At 72.9% G+C, this 17,511-nt stretch carries 19 protein-coding genes and 1 pseudogene; 11 read left to right on the forward strand and 9 right to left on the reverse strand.

What is annotated here, in order from left to right:
• The first annotated feature begins 53 nt into the window (after nt 1-53).
• From ACZ6ZT_RS09245 to ACZ6ZT_RS09255, 3 genes are all read left to right on the forward strand, one after another.
• A complete protein-coding gene (locus ACZ6ZT_RS09245; protein ID WP_469717024.1) occupies nt 54-1,016 on the forward strand; it encodes a zinc-binding dehydrogenase in 963 nt (320 codons plus the stop codon).
• Between the two features lie 79 nt (nt 1,017-1,095).
• Complete coding sequence (locus ACZ6ZT_RS09250) at nt 1,096-1,305, forward strand: helix-turn-helix domain-containing protein (protein ID WP_469717026.1); 210 nt, start codon at nt 1,096-1,098, stop codon at nt 1,303-1,305.
• On the forward strand, nt 1,305-1,877 hold the full coding sequence (locus tag ACZ6ZT_RS09255) for a Clp protease N-terminal domain-containing protein (RefSeq protein WP_469717027.1): 573 nt from the start codon (nt 1,305-1,307) through the stop codon (nt 1,875-1,877). The genes ACZ6ZT_RS09250 and ACZ6ZT_RS09255 overlap by 1 nt, the downstream gene beginning before the upstream one ends.
• Nucleotides 1,878-1,942: 65 nt before the next feature.
• Here ACZ6ZT_RS09255 and ACZ6ZT_RS09260 read toward each other — a convergent pair whose 3' ends face one another.
• The 3 genes from ACZ6ZT_RS09260 to ACZ6ZT_RS09270 form a co-directional block, all read right to left on the reverse strand.
• Entirely contained in the window at nt 1,943-2,839 is an 897-nt protein-coding gene (locus ACZ6ZT_RS09260; protein ID WP_469717029.1) for a PadR family transcriptional regulator, read from the reverse strand.
• Nucleotide 2,840: 1 nt separating this feature from the next.
• On the reverse strand, nt 2,841-3,761 hold the full coding sequence (locus tag ACZ6ZT_RS09265) for a DUF4097 family beta strand repeat-containing protein (RefSeq protein WP_469717031.1): 921 nt from the start codon (nt 3,759-3,761) through the stop codon (nt 2,841-2,843).
• A gap of 135 nt (nt 3,762-3,896) precedes the next feature.
• On the reverse strand, nt 3,897-4,829 hold the full coding sequence (locus ACZ6ZT_RS09270; RefSeq protein WP_469717033.1) for a LysR family transcriptional regulator: 933 nt from the start codon (nt 4,827-4,829) through the stop codon (nt 3,897-3,899).
• A 214-nt stretch (nt 4,830-5,043) separates the two neighbouring features.
• On the opposite strand from ACZ6ZT_RS09270, the gene snpA reads away from it, so the two are divergent.
• Nucleotides 5,044-5,703, forward strand: a complete 660-nt coding sequence (gene snpA / locus ACZ6ZT_RS09275) for a snapalysin (RefSeq protein WP_469717035.1) — start codon at nt 5,044-5,046, stop codon at nt 5,701-5,703.
• 141 nt (nt 5,704-5,844) lie between these two features.
• On the opposite strand, the gene ACZ6ZT_RS09280 is transcribed toward snpA, so the two are convergent.
• The 4 genes from ACZ6ZT_RS09280 to ACZ6ZT_RS09295 form a co-directional block, all read right to left on the reverse strand.
• Nucleotides 5,845-6,429, reverse strand: a complete 585-nt coding sequence (locus tag ACZ6ZT_RS09280; protein WP_469717037.1) for a dihydrofolate reductase family protein — start codon at nt 6,427-6,429, stop codon at nt 5,845-5,847.
• 101 nt (nt 6,430-6,530) lie between these two features.
• Nucleotides 6,531-7,145 (reverse strand): GNAT family N-acetyltransferase, encoded by a 615-nt coding sequence (locus ACZ6ZT_RS09285; RefSeq protein ID WP_469717039.1) that lies wholly within the window; start codon nt 7,143-7,145, stop codon nt 6,531-6,533.
• A gap of 193 nt (nt 7,146-7,338) precedes the next feature.
• Nucleotides 7,339-8,394, reverse strand: coding sequence for a family 2 encapsulin nanocompartment cargo protein polyprenyl transferase (locus ACZ6ZT_RS09290; protein WP_469717041.1), 1,056 nt, complete (start codon nt 8,392-8,394; stop codon nt 7,339-7,341).
• Nucleotides 8,394-9,800 (reverse strand): family 2B encapsulin nanocompartment shell protein, encoded by a 1,407-nt coding sequence (locus tag ACZ6ZT_RS09295; RefSeq protein ID WP_469717042.1) that lies wholly within the window; start codon nt 9,798-9,800, stop codon nt 8,394-8,396. The genes ACZ6ZT_RS09290 and ACZ6ZT_RS09295 overlap by 1 nt, the downstream gene beginning before the upstream one ends.
• Nucleotides 9,801-10,285: 485 nt before the next feature.
• Between ACZ6ZT_RS09295 and ACZ6ZT_RS09300 the strand changes: the two genes are divergently transcribed.
• From ACZ6ZT_RS09300 to ACZ6ZT_RS09310, 3 genes and pseudogenes are all read left to right on the forward strand, one after another.
• Nucleotides 10,286-10,876, forward strand: coding sequence for an N-acetylmuramoyl-L-alanine amidase (locus ACZ6ZT_RS09300; protein ID WP_469717044.1), 591 nt, complete (start codon nt 10,286-10,288; stop codon nt 10,874-10,876).
• 70 nt (nt 10,877-10,946) lie between these two features.
• Nucleotides 10,947-11,312 (forward strand): annotated as a pseudogene (locus ACZ6ZT_RS09305) (GNAT family N-acetyltransferase); the annotation flags it as partial.
• Nucleotides 11,313-11,327: 15 nt separating this feature from the next.
• Nucleotides 11,328-12,221: a 1-aminocyclopropane-1-carboxylate deaminase/D-cysteine desulfhydrase gene (locus ACZ6ZT_RS09310; RefSeq protein ID WP_469717046.1), complete on the forward strand. Its 894-nt coding sequence runs from the start codon at nt 11,328-11,330 to the stop codon at nt 12,219-12,221.
• A gap of 10 nt (nt 12,222-12,231) precedes the next feature.
• Here the strand turns inward: ACZ6ZT_RS09310 and ACZ6ZT_RS09315 are convergent, their stop codons facing one another.
• Nucleotides 12,232-13,812: a Na+/H+ antiporter gene (locus ACZ6ZT_RS09315; RefSeq protein WP_469717047.1), complete on the reverse strand. Its 1,581-nt coding sequence runs from the start codon at nt 13,810-13,812 to the stop codon at nt 12,232-12,234.
• Between the two features lie 44 nt (nt 13,813-13,856).
• On the opposite strand from ACZ6ZT_RS09315, the gene ACZ6ZT_RS09320 reads away from it, so the two are divergent.
• The 3 genes from ACZ6ZT_RS09320 to ACZ6ZT_RS09330 all read left to right on the forward strand — a co-directional run bounded on the left by ACZ6ZT_RS09320 (nt 13,857) and on the right by ACZ6ZT_RS09330 (nt 15,738).
• Nucleotides 13,857-14,117 (forward strand): UBP-type zinc finger domain-containing protein, encoded by a 261-nt coding sequence (locus tag ACZ6ZT_RS09320; RefSeq protein WP_469717048.1) that lies wholly within the window; start codon nt 13,857-13,859, stop codon nt 14,115-14,117.
• 215 nt (nt 14,118-14,332) lie between these two features.
• Nucleotides 14,333-14,746, forward strand: coding sequence for an ATP-binding protein (locus tag ACZ6ZT_RS09325; protein WP_030012703.1), 414 nt, complete (start codon nt 14,333-14,335; stop codon nt 14,744-14,746).
• 11 nt (nt 14,747-14,757) lie between these two features.
• A complete protein-coding gene (locus ACZ6ZT_RS09330) occupies nt 14,758-15,738 on the forward strand; it encodes an RNA polymerase sigma factor SigF (protein ID WP_469717308.1) in 981 nt (326 codons plus the stop codon).
• Between the two features lie 40 nt (nt 15,739-15,778).
• Here ACZ6ZT_RS09330 and ACZ6ZT_RS09335 read toward each other — a convergent pair whose 3' ends face one another.
• Nucleotides 15,779-16,237, reverse strand: coding sequence for a hypothetical protein (locus ACZ6ZT_RS09335; protein ID WP_469717050.1), 459 nt, complete (start codon nt 16,235-16,237; stop codon nt 15,779-15,781).
• An 85-nt stretch (nt 16,238-16,322) separates the two neighbouring features.
• On the opposite strand from ACZ6ZT_RS09335, the gene ACZ6ZT_RS09340 reads away from it, so the two are divergent.
• Nucleotides 16,323-17,288, forward strand: coding sequence for a diacylglycerol/lipid kinase family protein (locus ACZ6ZT_RS09340; protein ID WP_469717052.1), 966 nt, complete (start codon nt 16,323-16,325; stop codon nt 17,286-17,288).
• Nucleotides 17,289-17,511: the final 223 nt, after the last annotated feature.

Below are 17,511 nucleotides of genomic sequence, written 5' to 3' on the forward strand. Positions count from 1 at the left end.
GGCGTTCTCGGGATGCTGGCCAGACGGGCCTACTGACCGGTAGCCTCCGCGCCATGTTCGCTGCCTACGCCGCCCGAATCGACCGTGACCAGCCGCTGAGCGGCCTCGTGCTGGGCGAGCGCCCCGCACCCGAGGCCCGGCCCGGCTGGGTGACCGTGAACGTCCGCGCCGCCTCCCTCAACCACCACGACCTGTGGTCGCTGCGCGGAGTCGGCCTGGACCGGGACAAGCTCCCCATGATCCTCGGCTGTGACGCCGCCGGGACCGACCAGGACGGCAACGAGGTCGTCCTGCACTCCGTGATCGGCCAGAGCGGCCACGGCGTCGGCCCGGACGAGCGGCGCTCGATCCTGACCGAGCGCTACCAGGGGACCTTCGCCGAGCAGGTGACCGTCCCCGCCTGGAACGTACTGCGCAAGCCCGCCGGGCTGTCCTTCGAGGAGGCCGCCTGCCTGCCGACGGCCTGGCTGACCGCGTACCGGATGCTCTTCACCAACGCCGGGGTGCGCCCCGGGGACTCGGTGCTCGTCCAGGGCGCGGGCGGCGGTGTCGCCACCGCCGCGATCGTCCTCGGCAAGGCGGCGGGCCTGCGCGTCTTCGCCACCAGCCGGGACGCGGCCAAGCGCGCGCGGGCCGTGGAGCTGGGCGCGCTGGAGGCGTACGAGCCGGGCGCCAAGCTCCCGCAGCGGATGGACGCGGTCATGGAGACGGTGGGGGCGGCGACCTGGTCGCACTCGGTCAGGTCCCTGCGCCCGGGCGGGACCCTGGTCATCTCGGGCGCCACCAGCGGCGACCGGCCGGCCCACGCGGAGCTCACGCGCATCTTCTTCCTGGAGCTGAAGGTGGTCGGCTCCACGATGGGCACCAAGGACGAGCTGGAGGACCTGCTGTCCTTCTGCGCGGCCACCGGCGTACGGCCCGTCATCGACGAGGTGCTGCCGCTGGACCGGGCGCGCGAGGGCTTCGAGAAGCTGGAGTCGGGCGAGCTGTTCGGGAAGATCGTCCTCACGGTCTGAGTCTCCGGCGCCCCGCACCTCCGCCCCGCCTTGTCAATCAAGGTTGACAGCCCTCCCCTGTCAACCTAGATTGACACGCATGACCGAAGCCACCGATCTCGCCGCACAGGCCGGAGACCAGGACCCGCGCGTGGGCCTGCGTTCCGTCGCCGCCCTCCGGCGGCTGCTGGAGCAGCTGGAGGCCGTACAGGTACGCAGTGCCCGCGCGCGGGGCTGGTCCTGGCAGGAGATCGCGGCCGAGCTGGGCGTCAGCCGGCAGGCCGTGCACAAGAAGTACGGGAGGCTCTGATGTTCGAACGCTTCACCCGCGACGCGCGGCAGGCGGTGGCGGGCGCGGTGGACGAGGCCCGCCGCGCCGGGGCCGCCACCGTCACCGAGGAGCACCTGCTGCTCGCCCTCCTCGGCGGGGGCACGCTGGACCCCCTCGGGGTGGACCGGGAGGCCGTACGGGCCCGGCTGGCCGAATCCCGGCGCCGGGGCGGGATGTCCCGGGCCGACGAGGAGGCCCTCGCGGGACTCGGCATCGACCTCGGCGAGATCGTCTCCCGGATCGAGGAAACCCACGGCGCGGGCGCCCTGTCGGCCCCGGCGCCCCGCCGCCGGACCCTGGGCGCCTCGCTCCGCTCGGCCCTGGGCCGCCCGGAGCCGGACGACCGGAGCGGCGGTTACCGGGTCCCCTTCACGGAGGGCGCCAAGAAGGTCCTGGAGCAGTCCCTGCGCATCGCCCTGGGCCGCCACGACCGCCACATCGGCACCCTGCACCTGCTCCTGGCCCTGCTGTCCCGGCCCGGCACCGTCGCCGAGGCCCTCGCGGACCACGGGGTCACCTACGCCACGGCCGAGACGGGCCTGGCGGCCTGATCCCGGCGCGACCCGGGGCGCACAACGTCCCCGCCCCCTGATCGCCTGATCGGCGCCCCTCCCGGCTAGGCCCCCGGGCGCAGCCCCGCCTCGATGCGGGCGGCGGCCGCGGCCAGGTGGGCGCGGGCCTCGGCCAGCTGGGCCGGGGTCACGCCGTGGTCGCGGGCCGCGTCGCGGACGTCGTCGCGGAAGCGGTCCAGCAGCCGGTCGAGGTCCCGGGCCGGGTCCGCGGTCGGCGTCAGGTCCTCGGCCCAGCCGGCGCCCGAGGGGCCGGTAGCGCCGGCGGCCGACTCCGGGGCGGGGTGCGCGGCGGTTCCGCCGCCGAGCCAGGCCCCGGCCAGGCTGCCCAGCATCCCGCCGGACTTGGAGAGCTGCTCCTGGAGCTGGGCGGCGATCCGCTGGACCTCCTCACGGGCCCGCTCCTGCGCCTCCTTGGCCTGCCGGCGGGCCTGCTGGGCCTCCTCGCGGGCCCGGCGGCTCTCGTCCTTCGCCCGGCGGGCCTGCTCCTTCCACTCCTGCTTCGCCTTGCGCAGCTCCTCCTTGGCGTTCTTCCAGGACTCGTCCTCGACCCGGGTCGCCGTGGCGGAGGCCGCGGCCCGCATCTCGCGCCGCAGGTCCCCGGCGGCCCCGCGGACGTCGTCGCGGATCTCGGCGGCCAGTTCGGAGACGGAGTCGCGGATCTCCAGCTCCAGGTCGGCCAGTTCACCGCCGCGGTCGGCCAGTTCGGCGCGCCCCGCCTCGGTGATGGAGTACACCTTGCGCCCGCCTTCGGTGGCGTACGTGACCAGCCCCTCCGCCTCCAGCTTCGCCAGCCGGGGGTACACGGTGCCCGCGGAGGGCGCGTACAGGCCCTGGAAGCGCTCCTCCAGCAGGCGGATCACCTCGTAGCCGTGGCGGGGTGCCTCGTCCAGCAGCTTGAGGAGGTAGAGGCGGAGGCGGCCGTGGGCGAAGACGGGCGGCATGTCAGAGCACCTTCTTGTCGAGCTGGAGGGGCGCGGGGGCGTCGGCCTGCGGGCGGCGCAGCAGGGCGATGGCCCCCGAGACGGTGGTGGCCCGCAGGGTGCCCGCGCCGGTGCCGAGGGTGCCGGTGATGCGCTTGGCGCCGAGCTGGCCGGAGACGCGCAGGTCCTCGAAGGCGTTGGAGACCCCGCCGGTGGCCGTGTTGGCCTCCACCTTGGCGTCGGCGGGGTGCGGCAGCCGGATGGCGACCTCGCCGGAGACGGAGTTGAGGAAGATGTCCACCGGCTTCGGGGCGGCCGGGTCGGGGGCCAGGTCGATGAGCATGTCACCGCTGACCGAGTCGGCCCGTACGCCGCCGCCCGAGCCGTCGACCACCGTCAGGCCGCCGGAGACGGAGTGGAAGGCGAGTTCACCGGTGAGGGACTGGGCCTCGACGCTGCCGGAGACGGTGTGCGCCTTGACCCGGCCGGAGAGCCGCACCAGGGTGGCGTCGCCCGAGACGCCGTTGACGTCGGTGGCGCCGGAGATGCCGGAGACGAAGGCGGTGGCGCTGACGGTGGCCAGCTGGACGCGGGTGGCGGCGGGGACGGTCAGCGTCACGGTGACGCTGCGCTCCCAGGTCTTGCGGCCGCCGCCGGCGCCGCCCGACCAGGCCTTCCAGGGCTTGCTCTCGAACCACTCCTTGAGGCCCTGGGAGCCGTTCCAGGGGAGGTCCTCGTACGACAGGGTGAGGGTGCCGCCCTCCTGCACCACGTGCAGCGGCGGTCCGTCGACCTGGGAGACCTCCAGCCGGGCCGGACCGTCCTCGGCCGCCGCGACCACGTTCACCGTGCCGCCGACGACGCGGACGCGCAGGTCGGTCACCGGCCACTCGAAGGCCAGCTTCTGCGGTGCGGCGACGGACCACGTCATCTGCTCTGCCATGGTGCTGCTCCTCCTCCGGGAATGAAGCACGCAACATATCGCGTCTTCTGTAGACACGATATATCGCGGTTGGCGGAAGTCAAGCAGCGGCGGTACGGGCGGCTCCCTGGAGTACGGGTCGAGGTGCGGCGGCCGTCAGGCCACCAGCAGCGGGCTGGCGTGGGTGCGCAGCCACGCGCGGTACGGCGGGGTGTTCAGGGCGGCTTCGCGATAGGCGGCGCGGAGGTCCGCGTAGACCTCGGCGTGCGCCCCCGGCCGGGACGCGAGCAGCAGCCGCACCGCGAGCGGGTCCCCCGACAGCGGCCGGATGGCCATGTCGTCGCGGGGCCCGGAGGTCGGCTGGCAGGGGGCGACCGCCTCGCCGGAGACGATCAGCGAGGTGGCGGTGTGGTAGTCGGCGTGCAGGACGGGCGGGTCGAGCCCGGCTCCGGCGAAGACCCTGCGCAGGCCGTCCCATTCGCCGTCGACGGAGGGATCGACCGTCCAGCGGTCCTGCGCCAGGTCCCGTAACTCCACCACCGGCGACCGCGCGGCCGGGTGGTCCCGGGACATGGACACGAACTGCGGCTCGCGCTCCATCAGCACGCGCAGCTCCAGGCCCTCCGGCACCCGCAGCGGGCAGCCCTCGACCTCGTGCACGAACGCCACGTCCAGCTGCCCGGCGGCCACCATCCGCAGCAGCGCGTTCGGCGACACGTCGACCACCAGCGAGGTCTCCGCCTCCGGCGCGCGCCGGTGCAGCCGCCGCAGCCAGCCGGGCAGCGCGCGGCTGGCGGTCGAGCCGATCCGCAGCCGGGGCCCGCGGGCGAGCGCCCGCGCCTCGTCGACCAGCGCGGCCATCTCGGCGAGCAGCGGCCGGGCCCGGCCGAGTACCGTGCGCCCGAACGGGGTCGGCCGGCAGCCGGTGCGCTCGCGCAGGAACAGCTCGCCGTCCAGGGCCCGTTCGATCCGGCGCAGCTGGGTCGTCAGCGAGGGCTGGCTCACGCCGAGCTGCCGGGCCGCCTTGTGCAGACTGCCGGCGTCCGCGATGGCGCACAGCGCGCGCAGGTGCCTCACCTCAAGCTCCATGGCCCGAGGGTAGGTCGGCCGCGGTCGGCCGCACCAGCCACCGATAGCCCCCCGAATCCCGCCATTCTCACGCCAGTTGCCCTGTCGAAATCTTCCCGATAGGGCGGCGCTATCGGGCGCTGACATCATCCCGCGGCGCCCTCCGCTCCCTCAGACTCCGGTACCGGACGACCCATCCACCCCCCACGGCACCAACCGAGTAGGAGCCCCCCACATGCGCCACTCCCGCAGGATCACGCTGTCCGCGACCCTGGGCCTCGGCCTCGCCGCCGCCCTCGGCGGCGTGGTCCCCACCGCGAGCGCCGCCCCGGCCCCGGCCGGCAACACGGCCACGTACGCCGCGTACGAGCGCTCGCCGGAGAACGACGCCGCCAACCGCGCCTTCTTCGAGGCCGTGCGCCGCTCGGTCGCCGAGCAGCGGGCCGCGCACCCGGGTGCGCTGGCCGTCACCGTCACGTACACCACCGGCAACGCGCCGAGCTTCCGCAGCGTGATCGCCCGCTCCACGCAGATATGGAACAGCTCGGTGTCGAACGTGAAGCTCCAGGAGGTGTCCTCGGGCGGGAACTTCTCCTACTACGAGGGCAACGACTCGCGGGGTTCGTACGCGAGCACCGACGGCCACGGCCGGGGCTACATCTTCCTCGACTACGCGCAGAACCAGCAGTACAACTCCACCCGGGTGACGGCGCACGAGACCGGTCACGTGCTCGGGCTGCCGGACCACTACTCGGGTCCGTGCAGCGAGCTGATGTCGGGCGGCGGGCCGGGCCCCTCGTGCACCAACCCCAACCCGAACAGCACCGAGCGCTCGCGCGTCAACCAGCTGTGGGCGAACGGCCTGGTCGCCTCGGGCCTGGACGCCAAGGGCTAGTCACCGAGGGTCTCGACGGCGCTCCCGCGGGCCGGGCACGAGCGGCGCTCGTGCCCGGCCCGCGGGGCGTCCGACCCGCGCGCGTGCCGCTGTTCCGCGGCCATGCCTCCCCGGCAGGCCGCGTTCGCGCGCGCCGCGGCGTCAGCGCTTGACGGCGTACGAGGTGACGATCTGTCCGCCGCCGAGGACGGTGCAGCCGGTCAGCTCCAGCGGGCGGACGCCGAAGCCCGCGCGGGACATCGGCATGCCGGTGCCCACCACGACCGGGTAGGTCTTGACGACGTACTCGTCGATCTCCCCGGCCAGCTGCCCCGCGAGGTCCGCGCCACCGCACAGCCAGATGTCCAGCCCGTCGCGCGCCTTCAGCTCGCGGACCGCCGCCACCACGTCCCCGCTGATCAGACGCACGTCCGGGTCCGGGGAGAGCGCCAGGGAGCGCGAGACGACGTACTGCTCGCGCAGGTGGCCGTAGGGGCTGGTCATGCCCGCCTTGAGGCCGGGCTCGTAGGTGCCCCGGCCCATGAGGACCGTGTCGAAGCGCTTCGCGGCGGCGCCCTCGACGCCGAGCTGAGCGCGCCCGGCGGCGGCGATCGTCTCCGGGTACTCGGCCACCAGGTGCGCGATGAACTCGGGGTCGAGGTGGGCGTACATGAAGTCGGCGTCGCCGTCCGGGTCTCCGATGAAGCCGTCGACCGTGGTGGCGACGAAGTACGTGAGCTTGCGCAAGCGAGTCTCTTCCGCTGGGGAGTGCCGCCGCTCCGGGGCACGGCGACGAAAGTACTTCAGCTGAAGTACTTCAGGCAAGCCCCTTTACGTGGCGAACGCTCTCACCCGCGCGGCTTGCGCCACATCGGCCACATCAGCGGTCCGTCCGGCAGCCGTACCGCGTCGCCCGTGAACTCCCAGCCCAGCCGCTCGTAGAGCCGCATGCTGCGCTCGCTGCTGGCCTCCAGGTACGCCGGCAGCCCCTCCCGGTCGCAGCGTTCCAGGACCGGCCGGATCAGCTCCCGCCCCAGCCCCTCCCCCTGCCGGTCCGGGGCGACCGCGATCATCAGCAGGTACTCGTGCTCCTCGCCCGTCGGGTGGACCTCCCCGGTCAGCCGTCCGACCAGCTCGCACCGCTCGTTGTCGGGGTCGGCCGCCGCCCGCATCCGCGCCGGGACCTCGTCCTCGACGGCCTCGCCCTCCGCATCACCCTCCGGATCGCCCGCCGGGACGCGCAGCCACAGCGCCGCCGCCGAACCGTCCACCGCGTAGTCGATCCGGCCCTCGGCGAGGGCCACGTCCACGAAGACGCCGAGGAAGCGGCCGTGTACGGCGGCCCGGTGCGCCGGATCGGGGAACACCCAGCAGCTCACCGGGTCGCTGCGGAACGCCTCGTCCAGCAGCCGCGCGACGGCGTCCCGGTCCGACTGGTCCGCTTGGCGTATCTCCAGAACCACAGGTCACACCCTTCACTCAAGTCTCAACAACCCTGAGTGATCCTAGAGTTGGGGCACCTGCGCGGAAAGGCCCGTTCCGGCACCTCCCGGTACCGGAACAGGCCTCTCCCGTCATGACCGACGCGTCCCTTCGGCCGGCGCGTCACTTCGGCCGGCGCGTCACTTCGGCCGGCGCGTCACTTCGGCCGGCGGGTCATTTCGTCCGGCGCGTCACGAACTCCGCCAGGGCCAGCAGCCCGCCCGCCGCCGCCAGGTCCGGGACGGCCCGCGACAGCTCCTGCACCGCCCGGCCCATCCGGTCGGCGGCATGGGCCTGCGCCCAGTCCCGCCCGCCGGCCCGCTCCACCGCGCGGGCCGCCGCGCGTACGTCGTCCCCCGCCATCGGGCCCGCGTACAGGGCGGCCAGCTCCTCCCCGGCCTCGGTGCCCGAGGTGAGCGCGGCCACGACCGGGAGGGACTTCTTGCGGGCGATCAGATCGGCCCCGGCGGGCTTGCCGGTGTGGCCCGGATCGCCCCAGATGCCGATCAGGTCGTCGATCAGCTGGAAGGCCAGCCCGGCCTCCCGGCCGAAGGCGTCCATGGCGTCGACCTCCTCCGGCCCGGCCCCCGCGTAGAGCGCGCCCAGGGCGCAGGCGCAGCCCAGCAGGGCACCGGTCTTGGCGGTGGCCATGGTCAGGCACTCGTCCAGCGAGACGTCCGGGCGCCGTTCGAAGGCACAGTCCGCCTGCTGCCCGGCGCACAGCTCGATCACGCAGGCCGCGAGCCGGGCCGAGGCCGCCGCCGAGGCCGGATGCGGGTCCTCGGCGAACAGCCGCAGCGCGAGCGCCATCACGGCGTCGCCGGTGATGATCGCGTCGGCCACGCCGAAGACGGTCCAGGCGGTGGGCCGGCCGCGCCGGCGGACGTCCTTGTCGATGACGTCGTCGTGCAGCAGTGTGAAGTTGTGCGCCAGTTCCACGGCCACCGCCGCCCGTACGGCGCTGCCCGCCTGCGGGTCGCCGGCCCGCGGACCGCCGAGGGCCTGGGCGGAGGCGAGGACGAGCGCGGGCCGGATCGCCTTGCCCGCGTGGCCCGCCGCCGGGCGGCCGTCCTCGTCCTCCCAGCCGAAGTGGTACATCGCCACCCGCCGCATGGAGCCGGGCAGGCTTTCGATGGTGCGGCGCAGTTCCGGGTTGACCGTGTCCCTGGTGCGCTCCAGCAGGGCCGCCGCCTCCTGCCCCTCCCCCGCGGCGAGGGCGTTCGCGGTCATCAGCGCCAGCGGCCGATCTCGACGTTCTCCAGGACGCCGATCGCGTCGGGGACCAGCACCGCCGCGGAGAAGTAGGCGGTGACCAGGTAGGAGATGATCGCCTGCTCGTTGATGCCCATGAAGCGCACCGACAGGCTCGGCTCGATCTCGTCGGGGATGCCGGGCTGGTGCAGGCCGATCACGCCCTGCTCGTCCTCGCCCGTACGCATGCACAGGATGGAGGTGGTCCGGGCGTCGCTGACCGGGATCTTGTTGGACGGGAAGATCGGCACGCCGCGCCAGGCCGGCACCCGGTGGCCGCCGACGTCCAGCGTCTCGGGGTAGATGCCGCGCTTGTTGCACTCGCGGCCGAAGGCGGCGATGGCCTTGGGGTGCGCGAGGAACAGCTTGGAGCCGCGCCGCATGGCGAGCAGCGCGTCGAAGTCGTCGGGGGTGGGCGCGCCGTCGTGGGGCTGGATGCGCTGGTCGTAGTCGGCGTTGTGGAGCAGGCCGAACTCGCGGTTGTTGAGCATCTCGTGCTCCTGGCGCTCGCGCAGCGCCTCGACCGTGAGCCGCAACTGCTGCTCGGTCTGGTTCATCGGCTGGTTGTACAGGTCGGCGACGCGGGTGTGCACGCGCAGGACCGTTTGTGCAATGGAGAGTTCGTACTCGCGCGGCCGGGCCTCGTAGTCGACGAAGGTACCGGGGAGGACGGCTTCGCCCTGGTGGCCGGAGGAGAGGTCGATCGCGGCCTCGCCGTACTTGTTGGTGCGCTGGGCGGGGATGGACCGCAGCTCGTCCAGGTGGGAGCGCAGCGAGTCGACGCGGTCGGCGAGGAGCTGGAAGTCCTGCCGGCTGAGGACGAGCGCGGTGCCGGAGGTGGCGGCGCGGGCGGTGTACTCCCAGATCGCCTCCTCGTCGGTGAGGGCGCCCTCGCCGAAGAAGGCTCCGTCGGCGACGGTGCGCAGGACGGCGTCCTCGCCGTAGGGGCCGGGGCCGACGTGGTCGATGCGGCCGTGGGCGAGCAGGAAGACCTGGTCGGCGGGGCTGCCGAAGGAGGTGAGCTCCTGGCCGGCCTCGAAGTCGACCTGGCGGCAGCGGGCGGCGAGTTCGGTGAGGGCGTCCTGGTCGTCGTAGTCGCGCAGGATCGGGAGCTCGCCGAGTTCGGCGGGGATGACCTGGACCTGGGTGCCGGTCTTGATGAATTCGACGATGCCGTTGCCGACCGAGTAGCTCAGCCTGCGGTTGACGCGGTAGGTGCCGCCCTGCACCGAGACCCACGGGAGCATCTTGAGCAGCCAGCGGGAGGTGATCTCCTGCATCTGCGGCGCGGACTTGGTCGTGGTTGCCAAGTTCCGCGCGGCCGAGGTGCCGAGACTGCGTTGCGGTGTCTGGGCTTCGGATTCGGAACCTGCCTGGACCGACATGTCTTTCCCTTTCGATCACTCCACGGATCTTCGGGACGGAACACTTCCAGTACGAGGTGTGGTGGGACCATTACACAAAAGGGTGGGACTACTCCGTGTGGGTCTGGGCATTCTCCGAGGTTCAAGCTCTTCGCGGAGCCCCGATGGCGCCCCATCGATTCCGGCCATCACGGGCGGCCCCCTGGGGCGGCGGCCGTGGCGGCCCCGTACCCGCACACGGCCAAGGCTCTCGACATCTCGGGCGCATCCGCAGGCCGGGCCTGATGGCCGATTAGGTGTGCCGCCGGCTCCCCAGGCCGCCCCCCGGATGAAACCCTTCGAACAAAGATCCGCTCCACGGCGGGCCGCCCGGCGCCCCCTCCTGGCCGGATCGGCTCGCACACCGTACGAAGGCCCTAGCCGCGGAAGAGCCGCCTCCACTAGACCGGTAAGTGACGCTGCGGACACAGAGGGTGTCCGTGGCGCACCGCACGAAGGAGGCGGCCATGTCCGCACCCATGTCCGCGGACCGTTTCCTCGACGCCCTGCGCGCCGAGGGCCTCACCGTCGTCGAGGTCGGTGAATGGCGCACCCACAACCGCAACCACAAGGGCCCGTGGGGTCCGGTGAACGGCGTGATGATCCACCACACCGTCACGCAGGGCGCCGCCTACACCGTGGCGCTCTGCCGTGACGGGGACCCCGACCTGCCCGGCCCGCTCTGCCACGGCGTCATCACCAAGGACGGCCACGTCCACCTGGTCGGCTACGGCCGGGCCAACCACGCCGGCCTGGGCGACGCCGACGTCCTGGAAGCCGTGATCGCCGAGAAGCGGCTCCCCCCGGACCACCACGCCGACACCGACGGCAACCGCCACTTCTACGGCTTCGAGTGCGAGAACCTCGGCGACGGCGAGGACCCGTGGCCCGCCGTCCAGCTCGACGCCATCGCCCGCGCCGCCGCCGCCGTCTGCCGGGTCCACGGCTGGGGCGCCCGCTCGGTCCTGGGCCACCTGGAATGGCAGCCCGGCAAGATCGACCCCAAGGGCTTCACGATGGACTCGATGCGCGACCGCGTCGCCGCCCGCCTGAAGTGACCGAAAGGGCTTGCCCGCCGCCCCACGGCGGGCTTGCCTGACCGCATGAACCGCGTAAGCCACGTGAAACCCACCCGACGCCCTCACCCTCGCCGAGGTGCGCGAACGCGCCGGCCGCAACCGGCTGGAAACCGCCCGCCTCGGCGACGTGCTCGTGGGCTGCGCGACCCTGCGCCCGCCCACGCCCGACAACGACGCCACCGCCACCGTGATCGCCCGGATCCTGCCCGCCCACCGCCGCCGGGGCCTCGGCGCCGCGCTCTACGCGCACGTCCTGGAACGGGCCCGCGCCCTGGCTCCCGCCGCCGTCGAGACCGTCGTCCTGGAGTCCAACCAGGACGGCCTGCGCTTCGCCCTGGCGCACGGCTTCACCGAGACCGAGCGCTACCTGCTGCCCGGCGCCACCGTCCCCTACCTGACGCTCCGGCTGACCTGACCCGACAATGGACGGGTGACCCGCCCCGAGCTGCTCCCCCGTCCGCCCTCCCCCCTCGTGGAGGCGGCGGACGAACGTTTCACCGCGCACGGCGTACGGCTGCTCCTGAAGCGGGACGACCTCGTGCACCCGGAGCTGCCCGGCAACAAGTGGCGCAAGCTCGCGCCGAACCTGCGGGCGGCCCTCGCGGCGGGCCACGGCCGGCTGGTCACCTTCGGCGGGGCCTACTCCAACCACCTGCGGGCCACCGCCGCGGCCGGCCGGCTCCTCGGCCTCGGCACGGTCGGCATCGTCCGCGGCGACGAGCTAGCCGGCCGCCCCCTCAACGACTCCCTCGCCCGCTGCGCGGCGGACGGCATGCGGCTGCACTTCGCGACCCGGGCCGACTACCGCCGCAAGACGGAGCCCGCCGTGGCGGCCCGGCTGCTGGAGGCCGCCGGGGCGGCCGGCGCGTACGTGATCCCCGAGGGCGGCAGCAACGCCCTGGCCCTGGAGGGGTGCGCGGAGCTGGGCCGTGAGCTGCGCGGCAGCTGCGACGTGGTAGCGGTGGCCTGCGGTACGGGCGGCACCCTGGCCGGTCTCGCGGCGGGCCTCGCCCCCGGGCAGCGGGCCCTCGGCGTACCGGTCCTGGCCGGGGGCTTCCTCGGCCCGGAGATACGTTCCCTCCAGGCGGCGGCCTTCGGTGGCCCGGCCGGCGACTGGACCCTGGCCGAGGGCTTCGACCACGGCGGCTACGCCCGCGTCCCGGCCGCCCTGGACGCCTTCGCCGCCGGCTTCGAGTCCCGCCACGGCCTCCCGGTGGAACGCGTCTACGTGGCGAAGCTCCTCTGGGCCCTGACCGCCCTGACCGAGGCCGGCGCCTTCCCCCGCGGCACCACCCTGACGGCGGTCGTCACCGGCCGCCCCTGAGCCGGGCCGGTCAGGTCTCCTCGCGGTACGCCGCAGCCTCCTCCAGGTCCAGCCGGCGCAGCAGCCCCCGCAGCATCTCGTCGTCGATCCGGCGCCGGTCGCGCAGGGTCACGAACACCTCCCGCTCGGCCGCGATCATCTCCCGCGCGAGCCGCCGGTAGATGTCGTCCGCCGACTCCCCCGTCACCGGATTGACCTCCCCCAGCCGCTCCCACACCGCGTTGCGCCGCCGTTCCAGGACCGTCCGCAGCCGGTCCACCAGCGGCGGCGGCAGGCTGCTGTTGACCGGCGACTCCAGCAGCTCCACCAGCCGTTCCTCCGCCGCCCGCGAGGCCTCGCTCTGCGCCTGCGCCTCCGCGAGGGTCTCCGCCTGCTGGTCCTTCACCGGCAGCTTCAGCATCCGGATCAGCGGCGGCAGGGTGAGCCCCTGGACGACCAGGGTCCCGATGACCGTCGTGAAGGTGAGGAACAGGATCAGGTTGCGGTGCGGCACGCTCATCGGCACCGAGAAGGCGATCGCCAGCGAGACCACCCCCCGCATCCCGGCCCATCCCACGATCACCGGCGCCTTCCAGTCGGTGTCCGGCTCCCGCAGCCGGATCCGCTCCGAGACCCACCGCGGTACGAAGGTCGCCGGGAACACCCACAGGTACCGGGACGCCACCACCGCGAGGAACACCACCAGCGCGTACCCGGCCGCGGCCAGGCCCTCGTACTCGCCGAGCCCCTTCAGGACCACCGGCAGCTGGAGCCCGATCAGCGCGAAGACCACCGACTCCAGCACGAAGGCGACGACCTTCCACACCGCCTCCTCCTGGAGCCGGGTCGCGAAGTCGACCTGCCAGTTGCGGTGCCCCAGGTACAGCGCGACCACCACCACCGCGAGCACGCCCGAGGCGTGCACCCGTTCGGCCGCCGCGTACGCCACGAACGGGATCAGCAGCGACAGGGTGTTCTGCAGGAGCGGCTCCTTGAGCCGTTTGCGCAGCTGGTGGATCGGCACCATCAGCAGCAGGCCCACGCCGACGCCGCCCACCGAGGCCAGCAGGAACTCCGCGACGCCGCCCGCCCAGCCGGCCGACGTGCCCACCGCGGCGGCGAGGGCCACCTTGTAGGCGGTGATGGCGGTGGCGTCGTTCACCAGGGACTCGCCCTGCAGGATGGTCGTGATCCGGTTCGGCAGCCCGAGCTTGCGCGCGATGGCCGTCGCCGCGACCGCGTCCGGCGGGGCGATCACCGCGCCCAGCACCAGCGCCACCGGCGGCGTCAGCCCCGGCACCACCATGTACGCCACCCAGCCGACGGCCAGCGTCGCGAAGAGCACGTACCCGACCGACAGCAGCGCGATCGGCCGCGCGTTGGCCCGCAGGTCCAGGTACGAACTGTCGACCGCGGCCGTGTGCAGCAGCGGCGGGAGCAGCAGCGGCAGCACGATGTGCGGATCGAGCGTGTACGAGGGAAGCCCCGGCAGGTACGCCGCGATCAGCCCGACGGCGACCAGCATCAGCGGCGCGGGCACCGGTGTCCGCCGCGCCAGCCCCGCCACGGCGGCGCTCGCCGCCACCAGCGCCACCAGCGGCAATACCTCCATGCCGATTCCATCCCCACTCGTCGCCCGCCCGTACGCTGGCCATCATGAGCGAGTGCACCCATGTTGCCGAATTGCCGCGCCCCGAGCCGGTCCCGCTTGCCCCGACCTGCCCGGAATGTGAGGCCTTGGGGAGCCATCCCGTCCAGCTGCGGATGTGCCTCCAGTGCGGACACGTGGCCTGCTGCGACTCCTCCCCGTACCGCCACGCCACCGGGCACCACGGATCGACGGGTCATCCGGTGATGCGGAGCTTCGAACCGGGCGAGAGCTGGCGGTGGTGTTTTGTCCACGGTTCGATCGTCTGAGCCGGGGTAGGTCAACCCTCCGCCGGTTCCCCCGAATTGGGCCCGCAGACCCCTAGCCACTGTGCGTACCCATGGGCTTACCATCAGTCACTGCACGGAGGCAGGCCCGGCCCGGGCGCTCCCAAATCGGGCGCCATGAGGGGTGCCGCGACACGATCGCCCGGATCGCGATAGCGTCACCGGCGAACAGAGCTCGTACCACCTTGGAGGTGAGGGTGTCCCAGATCGCAGGCGAGCCCGGGACCCAGGACTTCGTGGAAGTCCGGCTGCCGGCTGCGGGTGCCTACCTGTCGGTGCTGCGAACGGCCACGGCCGGTCTCGCGGCACGTTTGGACTTCACCCTCGACGAGATCGAGGACCTCCGCATCGCGGTGGACGAGGCCTGCGCGATCCTGCTCCAGCAGGCCGTGCCGGGCTCCGTCCTCAGCTGCGTCTTCCGGCTGATCGACGATTCGCTGGAAGTGACCGTGTCGGCACCGACCACCGACGGGCGCGCCCCCGAGCGCGACACGTTCGCGTGGACGGTCCTGTCGGCGCTGGCCGGCAAGGTCGAGGCCACGGTCGAGGAGAACCGGACAGTGAGCATCAGCCTCTACAAACAGCGCGGCGCGGGGCCAGGCCCGGCGTGAGCGGCGGGGAGATCCCGGTGCGGGGCGGGGATCGGCCCCGGGTACGTCACGAGGTCGACGGGGGCATCCCGGAACAGCAGCACGCCCGGCCGCACCCGGCTGACGCGGATGCGGAAGACGGCTTTTTGGACTCGGCGGAGCGACGGGCGGGCCCTATGAGCGAGAACCAGCACGAGGAACCACAACCATCACAGCCACCGGTGGCCGCTCCGGCGGCTCCGGCCGCGCTGCCGGACCCGCGGGACCGCAGCGGCGCGCGGGCCCTGTTCTTCGAGCTGCGCGAGCTGCCCGAGGGTTCGCCGCAGCGGGCGGAGCTGCGCAACCGGCTGGTCCGGATGCACCTTCCGCTGGTGGAACACCTGGCGCGCCGGTTCCGCAACCGGGGCGAGCCGCTCGACGACCTGACGCAGGTGGCCACCATCGGCCTGATCAAGTCGGTGGACCGGTTCGACCCGGACCGCGGGGTCGAGTTCTCCACGTACGCCACGCCCACCGTGGTCGGCGAGATCAAACGGCACTTCCGTGACAAGGGCTGGGCGGTCCGGGTCCCCCGGCGCCTCCAGGAGCTGCGGCTTTCGCTGACCACGGCCACGGCGGAGCTGTCGCAGCAGCACGGCCGCTCGCCGACGGTGCACGAGCTGGCCGAGCGGCTGGGGATCTCCGAGGAGGAGGTGCTGGAGGGGCTGGAATCGGCCAATGCCTACAGCACCCTGTCCCTGGACGTGCCGGACACCGACGACGAGTCGCCGGCGGTCGCGGACACGCTGGGTTCGGAGGACGAGGCGCTGGAGGGCGTCGAGTACCGCGAGTCCCTCAAGCCGCTCCTGGAGGGGCTGCCGCCGCGGGAGAAGCGGATCCTGCTGCTGCGGTTCTTCGGCAACATGACCCAGTCGCAGATCGCTCAGGAGGTCGGCATCTCGCAGATGCACGTCTCGCGCCTGCTGGCCCGCACCCTGGCCCAGCTCCGCGAGAAGCTCCTCGTGGAGGAGTAGCCGAGGAGCGGCCGAGGAGTGGCCGAGGCAGAGTCGAGAGCTATCGGGCCTGGTCCGCGGGCCCGATGCCGAGCGCCTCGGTCGCCGTCGGGTTCACCAGGAGCCCCGCGACGGCCACCGCGGCCAGGGCCAGGGCGACGGCGGCGATCCGTACGGCCCCGCCGGTGTTCCACAGCGTCCAGGCCACCGGCAGCGCCATCAGCTGGGTGATCAGCGCCGGGCCGCGGCTCCAGCGGCGGCCCAGGCGCAGCCCGCGCGCGGCGATCAGCGGGAGCACGGCGAGCCCTAGCAGGGTGACGCCCCCGGTCTCGGCCTGCTCCGGGGAGTCGGGGTGGCCGGCGATGCCGACGAACAGCATGTAGACGCCGAGCCCGGCCAGGGCCAGGCCCTCCAGGGCGGTGAGCACCGCGGCGGCGGTCAGCCGCCCGGGCAGCGGCGCCGCGGGCTGGGCGCCCGGGCCCGGGGCGGTGGGGGTGTGGGGGGTCGGCTTTTTGCTCACCTCAGCAGGGTAGTCGGGTCCCGGTGGGCTTCGGCGGGTACGGTCGATAGCGACCGCATATGACGGGGTGGGTACTCTGGCGCTCATGCGTGCACTTCTCGTGGCCAACCCAGCAGCGACGACCACCAGTGCGCGCACGCGTGACGTCCTGACGCACGCCCTGGCCAGCGAGATGAAGCTGGAGGCGGTGACCACCGAGTACCGGGGGCACGCCCGTGACCTGGGCCGCAAGGCCACGCACGAGGGGGTGGACCTCGTGGTGGCGCTGGGGGGCGACGGCACCGTGAACGAGGTCGTCAACGGTCTGCTGCACGAGGGTCCCGACCCGGAGCGGCTGCCGCGCCTGGCGGTGGTGCCGGGCGGTTCGACGAACGTGTTCGCCCGCGCCCTCGGCCTGCCGAACGACGCGGTGGAGGCGACCGGCGCGCTGCTCGACGCGCTGCGGGAGCGGCGCGAGCGGACGGTGGGCCTGGGCCTGGCCGAGGGGACGCCGGGGACCGAGGACGAGTCGGTGCCGGCGCGCTGGTTCACCTTCTGCGCGGGCTTCGGTTTCGACGCGGGGGTGGTGGGGCGGGTCGAGCAGCAGCGGGAACGCGGCAAGCGTTCGACGCACGCCCTGTACGTACGACAGCTGATGCGGCAGTTCTGGGAGGAGCCGCACCGCCGTCAGGGGACGATCACCCTGGAACGGCCCGGCGTGGATCCGGTGACGGGTCTGGTGCTGTCGATAGTCTGCAACACCTCGCCCTGGACATATCTCGGCAACCGTCCGCTCTACGCCTCTCCGGAGGCATCGTTCGATACCGCGCTTGACGTATTGGCGCTCGACCGTTTGTCAACTCCGGCGGTCGCCCGGTACGCCACACAGCTCCTGACCTCGACTCCTGAGCGCGGTCCGCACGGTAAGCACGCGGTGTCTCTGCACGATCTGACCGACTTCACCTTGCATTCGAAGGTTCCGCTCCCCTTCCAGATGGACGGGGACCACCTGGGACTGCGCACCAGCGTTCGGTTCACAGGCGTACGCCGTGCACTGCGTGTGATTGTGTGAGTGGAAGGGCCCAAAGTCCTTTCACTCGAACGTTTACACGCCGGTCCACCCCCAGGAACTAGGGCTGTGACCTAGTCGACACCGACGAATCCAAAAAAACTTTCCGGAAGGGGTTGTATCCCCGTCCGAGGTTTGCGAATCTCTACATGGCGATCGGGACAGCCCGCAGCACCGGCACCCATACAGAGCGCCAGAACCCCTCCACGAATCTTCGGACCCCACC

The sequence above is a fragment of the Streptomyces sp. NPDC102258 genome, from assembly GCF_055584685.1.

Coding starts and splice junctions, on each gene's coding strand:
- ACZ6ZT_RS09245 (WP_469717024.1), top strand. CDS start 54: ATGTTCGCTGCCTACGCCGCCCGAATCGACCGTGACCAGCCGCTGAGC.
- ACZ6ZT_RS09250 (WP_469717026.1), top strand. CDS start 1,096: ATGACCGAAGCCACCGATCTCGCCGCACAGGCCGGAGACCAGGACCCG.
- ACZ6ZT_RS09255 (WP_469717027.1), top strand. CDS start 1,305: ATGTTCGAACGCTTCACCCGCGACGCGCGGCAGGCGGTGGCGGGCGCG.
- ACZ6ZT_RS09260 (WP_469717029.1), bottom strand. CDS start 2,839: ATGCCGCCCGTCTTCGCCCACGGCCGCCTCCGCCTCTACCTCCTCAAG.
- ACZ6ZT_RS09265 (WP_469717031.1), bottom strand. CDS start 3,761: ATGGCAGAGCAGATGACGTGGTCCGTCGCCGCACCGCAGAAGCTGGCC.
- ACZ6ZT_RS09270 (WP_469717033.1), bottom strand. CDS start 4,829: ATGGAGCTTGAGGTGAGGCACCTGCGCGCGCTGTGCGCCATCGCGGAC.
- snpA (WP_469717035.1), top strand. CDS start 5,044: ATGCGCCACTCCCGCAGGATCACGCTGTCCGCGACCCTGGGCCTCGGC.
- ACZ6ZT_RS09290 (WP_469717041.1), bottom strand. CDS start 8,394: ATGACCGCGAACGCCCTCGCCGCGGGGGAGGGGCAGGAGGCGGCGGCC.
- ACZ6ZT_RS09295 (WP_469717042.1), bottom strand. CDS start 9,800: ATGTCGGTCCAGGCAGGTTCCGAATCCGAAGCCCAGACACCGCAACGC.
- ACZ6ZT_RS09300 (WP_469717044.1), top strand. CDS start 10,286: ATGTCCGCACCCATGTCCGCGGACCGTTTCCTCGACGCCCTGCGCGCC.
- ACZ6ZT_RS09315 (WP_469717047.1), bottom strand. CDS start 13,812: ATGGAGGTATTGCCGCTGGTGGCGCTGGTGGCGGCGAGCGCCGCCGTG.
- ACZ6ZT_RS09320 (WP_469717048.1), top strand. CDS start 13,857: ATGAGCGAGTGCACCCATGTTGCCGAATTGCCGCGCCCCGAGCCGGTC.
- ACZ6ZT_RS09340 (WP_469717052.1), top strand. CDS start 16,323: ATGCGTGCACTTCTCGTGGCCAACCCAGCAGCGACGACCACCAGTGCG.